Source organism: Streptomyces sp. YS-3 (genome assembly GCF_045257485.1).
Classification (GTDB): domain Bacteria; phylum Actinomycetota; class Actinomycetes; order Streptomycetales; family Streptomycetaceae; genus Streptomyces.
In genome coordinates, this window is record NZ_JBJHPC010000254.1 from 1 (window position 1) to 10,030 (window position 10,030).

Below are 10,030 nucleotides of genomic sequence, written 5' to 3' on the forward strand. Positions count from 1 at the left end.
GCGCTCCCCGAAGGAATCGTCATGCACATCGACTGGGCAGCTCTCGGCACCGTCTTCGGTGTCAGCCTCATCGTCACCGTCGGCCTGGTGGGCCTGTTCACCGTCGGGATCGTCGGCCTCAGCAAGCAGCAGTCGGCCGCGACCGGCAAGGGCAACATCGCCGTGGCCCGCACCACCGCCTACCTCTGCTTCGCGCTCTGCGCGGCGGCCGTCGCGTACGGCATCAACCTGATCGTCGCCAAGTAGGCCGGCGAGCAGCGCCGCACCCTCCACGACCGCCCTCCGGCCCTGCCGGGGGGCGGTTTCCTGTGTGCCTGCGCACACTCTCCCGTCGCAGGTCAGCAGCGAGTTGACGGGCGTTCCCGGGCATGGTGGACTGCCCGAGCCATTTACGGCGGCAGAAGAGGAAGCCGGTGCGAATCCGGCGCGGTCCCGCCACTGTCATCGGGGAATGATCCCCGTGAGCCAGGAACTCTCACCGCCGGTCGACGTCATACCAGGGCGCGGACACCCTGAGTGAGGACATACCGCCATGCGCGCCTGCCTGTTGCCGGCACCTCCCGCACGTACCGGAGCTCCCCGCGGCGTTGCGGCGGGCTGATCCCATGCGTGCCGATCGCACCTTCGCGTACGGCGCCACCGCCGGTCTCCTCGGCGACCTCCTCCTCGGCGATCCCCGCCGCGGACATCCGGTCGCCGCGTTCGGCCGTGCCGCGGCAGCCGTGGAGCGCGCGCTGTGGCGCGACCACCGTGGCTGGGGCGCGCTGCACACCGCTGTGTGCGCCGGAGGCGCCGCGGGCGCCGCGCTGCTCGCCACCCGTGCCGTACGCCGCCGGCCCGCCGCGTCCGTCGCGCTGACCGCCGCCGCCACCTGGGCCGTGGTGGGCGGCACTTCGCTGGGCCGGGAGGCCCGGGCGATCGGCGCGGCCCTCCGGTCGGGGGACGTCGAGGCGGCCCGCGCGCGGCTGCCGCACCTGTGCGGGCGCGACCCGCAGTCCCTGGACGCGCCCGGCATCGCGCGCGCGGTCGTCGAGTCCGTCGCCGAGAACACCTCGGACGCCGTGGTGGGCGCGCTGGTGTGGGGGGCGCTCGCGGGCGTGCCGGGTCTGGTGGCGTTCCGCGCGGTCAACACCCTGGACGCGATGGTCGGCCACCGCTCGCCGCGCCATCTGCGGTACGGCTGGGCCTCGGCGCGCCTGGACGACGTGGCGGGCTGGCCGGGCGCCCGTCTGACCGCCGCGCTCGCGGTCGTGGCGGGCGGCGCGCCGCGCGCCGCCACGCGCGCGTGGCGGCGGGACGCGGCCAAGCACCCGAGCCCCAACGCCGGTCCCGTGGAGGCGTCGTTCGCGGGGGCGCTCGGCGTACGGCTCGGCGGCACCCTCTCGTACGGCGGCCGTGTCGAGCACCGGCCGGTGCTGCACGGGGACGGCCGGGCGGTGGAAGTGGCGGACATCGAGCGGGCGGTGCGGCTGTCGCGCCGGGTGGGCTGGCTGGCGCTGGGTGTGGCGATCGCGGTGAGGAAGGTACGGACATGAGCGGTGGACTGCTGGTCGCGGGCACCACGTCGGACGCGGGCAAGAGCGTCGTCACCGCCGGGATCTGCCGGTGGCTGGTGCGCCAAGGCGTCAAGGTCGCGCCCTTCAAGGGACAGAACATGTCCCTCAACTCCTTCGTGACGCGCGAGGGCGCGGAGATCGGGCGCGCCCAGGCTATGCAGGCGCAGGCGGCGCGCGTGGAGCCGTCCGCGCTGATGAACCCCGTGCTGCTCAAGCCGGGGAGCGACCGTTCGAGCCAGGTCGTGCTGATGGGCAGGCCGGTGGGCGAGCTGAGCGCCCGCGGCTACCACGGCGGACGCCAGGAGGCGCTTCTGGGCACGGTCGTGGACTGCCTGGAGCGGCTGCGGGGCACGTATGACGCCGTGATCTGCGAGGGGGCGGGCAGCCCGGCCGAGATCAATCTGCGGCGCACCGACATCGTCAACATGGGCATCGCGCGCGCCGCGAGGCTGCCGGTGGTGGTGGTCGGCGACATCGACCGGGGCGGGGTGTTCGCGTCGTTCTTCGGTACGACGGCGCTGCTGAGCCCCGAGGACCAGGCCCTGGTCGCCGGGTACATCGTCAACAAGTTCCGGGGCGACGTCTCGCTCCTCGAACCCGGTATCGAGATGCTGCGCGGCCTCACCGGGCGCCACACGTACGGGATCCTGCCGTTCGCGCACGGGCTCGGCATCGACGAGGAGGACGGGCTGCGGGTGTCCCTTCGGGGCGCCGTGCGCGAGTCCGTGGTGGCGCCGCCGGTCGGCGAGGACGTACTGCGGGTCGCGGTGTGCGCGGTGCCGCTGATGTCCAACTTCACGGACGTGGACGCGCTCGCCGCCGAACCGGGCGTGATCGTACGGTTCGTGGACCGGCCCGAGGAGCTGGCCGACGCCGATCTGGTCGTGGTGCCGGGAACCCGGGGCACGGTCCGGGCGTTGGAGTGGCTGAGGGAACGGGGGCTGGCGCGGGAGCTGGCGCGCAGGGCGGCCGAGGGGCGTCCGGTGCTGGGGATCTGCGGCGGCTACCAGCTGCTCGGCGAACACATCGAGGACGAGGTCGAGTCACGGGCCGGTTCCGTGACGGGTCTCGGACTGCTGCCCGTGCGGGTGCGGTTCGCGGCCGAGAAGACACTCGCGCGGCCGGCCGGCGAGGCGCTGGGCGAGCGCGTGGAGGGCTACGAGATCCACCACGGCGTCGCCGAAGTGCTGGGCGGGGAAACCTTCTTGGACGGATGCCGGGTCGGTGCGGTCTGGGGGACGCACTGGCACGGGTCACTGGAGAGCGACGGATTCAGACGGCGGTTCCTGGAGCGGGTCGCGAGCGCCGCGGGCCGGCGTTTCGTGCCCGCCCCCGACACGTCGTTCGGGGTGCTGCGCGAAGAACAGCTGGACCGCCTCGGCGACCTCATCGAAGAACACGCGGACACGGACGCGCTCCTGCGGCTGATCGAGCAGGGCCCGCCCGCAGGACTTCCCTTCATCGCACCTGGAGCACCCGCATGAGCACTGTGCTGTTGTTGTCGACCGCCGACACGGATCTGCTGGCGGCCCGGGCCTCCGGGGCGCCGTTCCGGATCGGCAACCCGACCCGTATCGACGTGGCCGAGGAGCTGCCCGCGCTGATCGAGGGCGCGTCGGTGGCCGTCGTGCGCCTGCTGGGCGGCAAGCGCGCCTGGGAGGACGGACTTGCCGCGCTGAAGGCGTCCGGCATCCCCACGGTGCTGCTGGGCGGCGAGTCGGTGCCGGACGCGGAGCTGATGGCCGAGTCGTCGGCCCCGGCCGGCGTGGTCGCCGAGGCCCTGCGCTATCTGGTCGAGGGCGGTCCCGGCAACCTCGTGGAGCTGTCCCGGTTCCTCTCCGACACCGTGCTGCTCACGGGCGTCGGCTTCGCCGAGCCGCAGAAGATGCCCGAGTGGGGCGTGCACGGCACGCGCGCGTACGTCGAGGGCCGCCCCACGGTCGGCGTGCTCTTCTACCGCGCCCACCAGCTCTCCGGGAACACCGCCTTCGTCGACGTCCTGTGCGACCGCATCGAGGCCCAGGGCGCCAACGCGCTGGCGGTGTACGTGGGTTCGCTGCGCGGCGCGGACCCGGCCCTCTACGAGACGCTGGGCCGGGCGGACGCGCTGATCGCCACCGTCCTGGCGGCTGGCGGCACCACCGCCTCGCAGGCGAGCGCGGGCGGCGACGAGGAGGCGTGGGACATCGGCGCCCTGGCCGAGCTGAACGTGCCGGTGCTCCAGGGGCTCTGCCTCACCTCGTCCAGGGACGTCTGGGAGGCCTCGGACGCGGCGCTCTCCCCCATGGACGCGGCGATGCAGGTCGCCATCCCCGAGTTCGACGGCCGGCTGATCACCGTCCCGTTCTCCTTCAAGGAGCAGGGCCCCGACGAGGTGCCGGTCTACGTCGCCGACCCCGAGCGGGCGTCCCGGGTCGCCGGGATCGCGGTGCGCCACGCCCGGCTGAAGCACAAGCCGAACGCGGAGAAGAAGCTGGCCCTGGTCTTCACCGCCTACCCCACCAAGCACTCGCGCGTCGGCAACGCGGTGGGTCTGGACACCCCCGCCTCCGCCGTCCGCGTCCTGGACGCGCTGCGGGACGCCGGATACGGGGTGGAGGGCCACCCGGACAACGGTGACGAGCTGATCCACCGGCTGATCAACGCGGGCGGCCACGACGTGGAGTGGCTCACCGAGGAGCAGCTCGCGGCGGCCCCCGCGCGCGTGCCGCTCGCGGACTACCGCGCCTGGTTCGAGAAGCTGGAGCCGGAGCTGCGCGACGGCATGCTGGAGCACTGGGGCGAGCCCCCGGGCCAGTTGTACGTGGACGGCGACGAGATCGTGCTCGCCTCCCTGCAGTTCGGCAACGTCGTGGTGATGATCCAGCCGCCGCGCGGCTTCGGCGAGAACCCGATCGCGATCTACCACGATCCGGACATGCCGCCCTCGCACCACTACATGGCCGCCTACCGCTGGCTGGAGAACAGCTTCGGCGCCGACGCGATCGTCCACATGGGCAAGCACGGCACCATGGAGTGGCTGCCCGGCAAGGGCCTGGGGCTGTCCTCGGGCTGCGGTCCGGACGCGGTCCTGGGCGATCTGCCGCTGGTCTACCCGTTCATCGTCAACGACCCGGGCGAGGGCACCCAGGCGAAGCGGCGCGGCCACGCCACGGTGGTGGACCACCTCGTCCCGCCGATGGCCCGCGCCGACACCTACGGCGACCTGGCCAAACTGGAGCAGCTCCTCGACGAGTACGCGCTGGTGAGCGACCTCGACCCGACGAAGGCCCCGGCGGTGCGGGCCCAGATCTGGACGCTGGTCAAGGCCGCCGAGCTCCACCACGACCTGCACATCGACGAGCAGCCGGACGACGGCGACTTCGACGAGTTCGTCATGCACATCGACGGCTACCTCTGCGAGATCAAGGACGTCCAGATCCGCGACGGCCTGCACATCCTGGGCGGCGGCCCCGAGGCCGAGCCCCGGGTCAACCTGGTGCTCGCGGTGCTGCGCGCCTCCCAGGTGTGGGGCGGGCAGGCCAACGCGCTGCCCGGTCTGCGCGCCTCGCTGGCCGAGCACTTCGGCCTGGTGGAGAAGGAGCTGCTGGCCGAGCCGGGCGCGCCGGTGAAGGTCCCGGTGGAGCTCACCGACCTGGTCGAGGGCCCCGCGCGTACCGCGGCCGACACGATCGACCTGCTTGAGCACCTGTGCCGCCGCCTCGCGGAGGGCATGGAGGAGCGCGGCTGGTCGGTGCCGGCGTGCGGCCCGCTGGTGGCCGAGGTCCTGCGCGCCGAGCTGCCGGACGCGGTGGCGGTGCTGGAGTTCGCCTGCCGCGAGGTGGTGCCGCGCCTCGCGCGCACGACCGACGAGATCACCCACATCCTGCGGGCGCTCGACGGCGGTTACGTCCCGGCGGGCCCGTCCGGCTCCCCCACCCGGGGTCTGGTCAACGTCCTGCCGACCGGCCGCAACTTCTACTCGGTGGACCCCAAGGCCATCCCCTCGCGGCTGTCCTGGGAGGTCGGCCAGGCGCTCGCCGACTCGCTGGTGGCGCGCTATCTGGCGGACACCGGGGCGTATCCGAAGTCGGTGGGCCTCACCGTGTGGGGCACCTCCGCGATGCGCACCCAGGGCGACGACATCGCCGAGATCCTGGCGCTGCTGGGCTGCCGCCCGGTGTGGGACGAGGCGTCCCGCCGCGTCACCGGCTTCGAGGTCGTCCCGGTCGCGGAGCTGGGCCGGCCCCGTATCGATGTGACGGTCCGCATCTCCGGCTTCTTCCGGGACGCCTTCCCGCACGTGGTCGGGCTGCTCGACGACGCGGTGCGGGCGGTGGCGGAGCTGGACGAGCCGGCCGAGTCCAACTACGTCCGGGCGCACGCCGACGAGGACACCGCCGAGCACGGCGACCGGCGCCGCGCCACGGCCCGTATCTTCGGCTCCAAGCCGGGGGCGTACGGGGCGGGCCTGCTCCCCCTGATCGACGCGCGCAACTGGCGCAGCGACGCCGACCTCGCCGAGGTGTACGCGGTGTGGGGCGGCTACGCGTACGGACGCGGTCTCGACGGGCGTGCGGCGCGCGGTGACATGGAGACGGCGTTCCGCCGGATCGCGGTGGCCGCGAAGAACGTCGACACCCGCGAGCACGACCTGGTCGACGCCGACGACTACTTCCAGTACCACGGCGGCATGGTCGCCATGGTCCGCCATCTGACGGGCGAGTCGCCCGAGGCGTACGTGGGCGACTCGGCCACCCCCGACCAGATCAAGACCCGCACCCTGGGCGAGGAGACCCACCGCGTCTTCCGCGCGCGCGTGGTCAACCCGCGCTGGATGGCGGCGATGCGGCGCCACGGCTACAAGGGCGCCTTCGAGATGGCCGCGACCGTGGACTACCTGTTCGGGTACGACGCGACGGCGGGCGTGGTCGACGACTGGATGTACGAGAAGCTCAGCGCCGAGTACGTGTTCGACGAGACGAACCGGGACTTCCTGAAGAAGTCCAACCCCTGGGCGCTGCGCGGCATCACGGAACGGCTCCTTGAGGCCGCCGACCGCGGCCTGTGGGCCGAACCGGACGCGGAGACGCTGGAGCAGCTCCGCGCGACCTATCTGCAGCTCGAGGGCGACCTGGAGGGTGACGACGCATGAGCACGCCTTATCCGTTCACCGCGATCGTCGGTCAGGACGATCTGCGCCTGGCCCTCCTGCTGAACGCGGTGAGTCCCGCCGTCGGCGGCGTCCTCGTCCGGGGCGAGAAGGGCACCGCGAAGTCGACGGCCGTACGGGCGCTCTCCGCGCTGCTGCCCGAGGTCGACGTGGTCACGGGCTGCCGGTTCTCCTGCGACCCGGCCGCGCCCGACCCGGCGTGCCCCGACGGGCCGCACGAGGCCGGGACCGGGGCCGCCCGGCCCGCCCGGATGGTGGAGCTGCCGGTCGGCGCCTCCGAGGACCGCCTCGTGGGCGCGCTCGACATCGAGCGGGCGCTCGCCGAGGGCGTGAAGGCCTTCGAGCCCGGTCTGCTCGCCCACGCGCACCGCGGCATCCTCTACGTGGACGAGGTCAACCTCCTCCACGACCACCTGGTCGACCTGCTGCTCGACGCCGCCGCGATGGGCGCCTCGTACGTGGAGCGCGAAGGCGTCTCCGTGCGGCACGCCGCGCGCTTCCTGCTGGTGGGGACCATGAACCCGGAGGAGGGCGAGCTCAGGCCGCAGCTCCTGGACCGGTTCGGGCTGACCGTGGAGGTCTCGGCGTCCCGGGAGCCGGACCAGCGGGTCGAGGTGGTCCGCAGGCGCCTGGCGTACGACGACGAGCCGGCCGCCTTCGCGGCGCGCTGGGCCGACGAGGAGAGCGCGGTCCGGGCGAGGATCGTCGCCGCGCGGGCGCTGCTGCCGCGGGTCCGGCTCGGCGACGGCGCGCTGCGCCAGATCGCGGCCACCTGCGCGGCCTTCGAGGTCGACGGCATGCGGGCCGACATCGTGATGGCGCGCACCGCGACGGCGCTGGCCGCCTGGGCGGGGCGTACGGAGGTGCTCGCCGAGGACGTCCGGCAGGCGGCGCTGCTGGCGCTGCCGCACCGCCGCCGGCGCAATCCGTTCGACGCCCCGGGCCTGGACGAGGACAAGCTCGACGACACGCTCCAGGAGTTCGGGGAGCCGGGCGAGGACGACGACCCGGACCCGGACGGGCCGGGCGGCGGAGGCGGACAGCCCCCGCAGGACGGCGGCCCCACGCCGGAGGCGGGCGCGGGCGACACCCCCGCGCGCCCCGAGGCGGGCGAGGGCGGCGAGCCGCAGCCGTCGGGCGCGGGCGAGCAGCAGGCCGTCCGGGCGGGTGAGCCGTTCCGTACGAAGACGCTGAGCGTGCCTGGCCTCGGCGAGGGCGCGGCCGGACGCCGCTCCCGGGCCCGCACGGCGCACGGGCGCACCACCGGCGCCCGCCGCCCCCAGGGCGCCCTGACCAAGCTGCACCTGGCGGCGACGCTCCAGGCAGCAGCGCCGCACCAGCGGGCGCGCGGGCGTTCGGGGCGCGGTCTGATCGTCCGGCGTGACGATCTGCGCCAGGCGACCCGGGAGGGCCGCGAGGGCAATCTGGTGCTCTTCGTCGTCGACGCCTCGGGGTCGATGGCGGCCCGGCAGCGGATGGGCGCGGTCAAGGGCGCGGTCCTGTCGCTGCTGCTCGACGCGTATCAGCGGCGGGACAAGGTCGGACTGATCACCTTCCGGGGCAGGGACGCGGAGGTGGCCCTGCCGCCGACGTCGTCGGTGGAAGCGGCGGCGGCCCGGCTGGAGACGCTGCCGACGGGCGGGCGCRCCCCGCTCGCGGCCGGGCTGCTGAAGGCGCACGACGTGCTGCGCGTGGAGCGGATGCGCGATCCGTCGCGCCGGCCGCTGCTCGTGGTGGTGACGGACGGGCGCGCCACCGGCGGGGTGGACCCGGTGGCGCTGGCGGGCCGGTCGGCCCGGCTGCTGGCGGCGGAGAACGTCGCGTCGGTGGTCGTGGACTGCGAGGCGGGCGCGGTGCGCCTGGGGCTGGCGGCGGAGCTGGCGCGCGAGCTGGGCGGACCCGCGGTGACGCTCGACGAGCTGCGGGCCGACTCGATCGCGGGTCTGGTCAAGGACGTACAGGGGACGAACAGGAGGGCCGCCTGATGCCGCAGGGACAGCCGAGTGTGGTGCCGGAGGACGGTCTGACGACCCGTCAGCGGCGTAACAGGCCGCTGGTCGTGGTCCACACGGGCATCGGCAAGGGCAAGTCGACGGCCGCGTTCGGGCTCGCGCTGCGGGCCTGGAACCAGGGCTGGCCGATCGGGGTGTTCCAGTTCGTCAAGTCGGCGAAGTGGAAGGTCGGCGAGGAGAACGCGCTGAAGGTGCTCGGCGCCTCCGGCGAGGGCGGCAGCGTCGCCTGGCACAAGATGGGCGAGGGCTGGTCCTGGGTCCAGCGCGGTCTGCAGGGCGACAACTCGACCAACGAGGAGAAGGCCCGCGAGGGCTGGGAGCAGGTCAAGCGGGACCTGGCGGCCGAGACGTACCAGCTGTACGTGCTCGACGAGTTCGCCTACCCCATGCACTGGGGCTGGATCGACACGGCCGAGGTCGTCGCGGTGCTGCGGGACCGCCCCGGCACCCAGCACGTGGTGATCACGGGGCGCAACGCCCCGCAGGAGCTGGTGGACTTCGCGGACCTGGTGACCGACATGTCCAAGGTCAAGCACCCGATGGACGCCGGTCAGAAGGGGCAGCGGGGCATCGAGTGGTAGCACGTCTCGTCATCGCGGCCCCCTCGTCGGGCAGCGGGAAGACCACGGTCGCGACGGGCCTGATGGCCGCGCTCGCCGCGACCGGTCTGACCGTGTCCCCGCACAAGGTCGGCCCCGACTACATCGACCCCGGCTACCACGCCCTGGCCACGGGACGCCCGGGGCGCAACCTCGACGCGTACCTGTGCGGGGAGCCGCTGGTGGCTCCGCTGTTCGCGCACGGGGCGCGGGGGTGGGACATCGCGGTGGTCGAGGGTGTGATGGGGCTGTACGACGGGGCGGCCGGGCTCGGTGAGCTGGCCTCCACCGCCCAGGTGGCGAAGCTGCTGCGGGCGCCGGTGGTCCTGGTCGTCGACGCGTCCTCGCAGTCGCGGTCGGTGGCGGCGCTGGTGCACGGCTTCGCGTCCTGGGATCCCGGGGTGCGGATCGGCGGGGTGATCCTCAACAAGGTGGCCTCTGACCGGCACGAGGCGCTGCTGCGGGAGGCGCTGGACGAGTCCGGCGTCCCGGTGCTCGGCGCCCTGCGCCGCGCGGCTCCGCTGTCGACCCCGTCGCGCCACCTGGGCCTGGTGCCGGTGGCCGAGCGGCGCGCCGACGCGGTGGCCGCGGTGGCGGCGATGGCGGAGCAGGTGCGGCGCGGGTGCGATCTGGCCGCGCTGGTGGCGCTGGCCCGCTCGGCGCCGGACCTCGGGTTCGAGCCGTGGGACGCGGCGGCGGCGGTTCTCCCCC

The 10,030-nt window shown here is 74.0% G+C and carries 7 protein-coding genes and 1 riboswitch; all 7 genes read left to right on the forward strand.

The features are described 5' to 3' along the window. The first annotated feature begins 21 nt into the window (after positions 1–21). A complete protein-coding gene (locus ACJA3G_RS20690) occupies positions 22–246 on the forward strand; it encodes a hypothetical protein (protein ID WP_406554509.1) in 225 nt (74 codons plus the stop codon). Between the two features lie 109 nt (positions 247–355). Beyond that, a riboswitch (cobalamin riboswitch) is annotated at positions 356–498 on the forward strand. A 107-nt stretch (positions 499–605) separates the two neighbouring features. Continuing rightward, a complete protein-coding gene (locus ACJA3G_RS20695; RefSeq protein ID WP_406554503.1) occupies positions 606–1,535 on the forward strand; it encodes a cobalamin biosynthesis protein in 930 nt (309 codons plus the stop codon). After that, positions 1,532–3,040: a cobyric acid synthase gene (locus tag ACJA3G_RS20700; protein WP_406554504.1), complete on the forward strand. Its 1,509-nt coding sequence runs from the start codon at positions 1,532–1,534 to the stop codon at positions 3,038–3,040. Before ACJA3G_RS20695 ends, ACJA3G_RS20700 begins: the two co-directional genes overlap by 4 nt. Next, complete coding sequence (gene cobN, locus ACJA3G_RS20705; protein WP_406554505.1) at positions 3,037–6,690, forward strand: cobaltochelatase subunit CobN; 3,654 nt, start codon at positions 3,037–3,039, stop codon at positions 6,688–6,690. Before ACJA3G_RS20700 ends, cobN begins: the two co-directional genes overlap by 4 nt. Beyond that, entirely contained in the window at positions 6,687–8,693 is a 2,007-nt protein-coding gene (locus tag ACJA3G_RS20710) for a putative cobaltochelatase (RefSeq protein ID WP_406554506.1), read from the forward strand. Before cobN ends, ACJA3G_RS20710 begins: the two co-directional genes overlap by 4 nt. Next, a complete protein-coding gene (cobO, locus tag ACJA3G_RS20715; RefSeq protein WP_406554507.1) occupies positions 8,693–9,301 on the forward strand; it encodes a cob(I)yrinic acid a,c-diamide adenosyltransferase in 609 nt (202 codons plus the stop codon). The genes ACJA3G_RS20710 and cobO overlap by 1 nt, the downstream gene beginning before the upstream one ends. Then, a partial coding sequence (locus tag ACJA3G_RS20720; RefSeq protein WP_406554508.1) for a cobyrinate a,c-diamide synthase occupies positions 9,295–10,030 on the forward strand: 736 nt, incomplete at its 3' end. The genes cobO and ACJA3G_RS20720, both read left to right, overlap by 7 nt.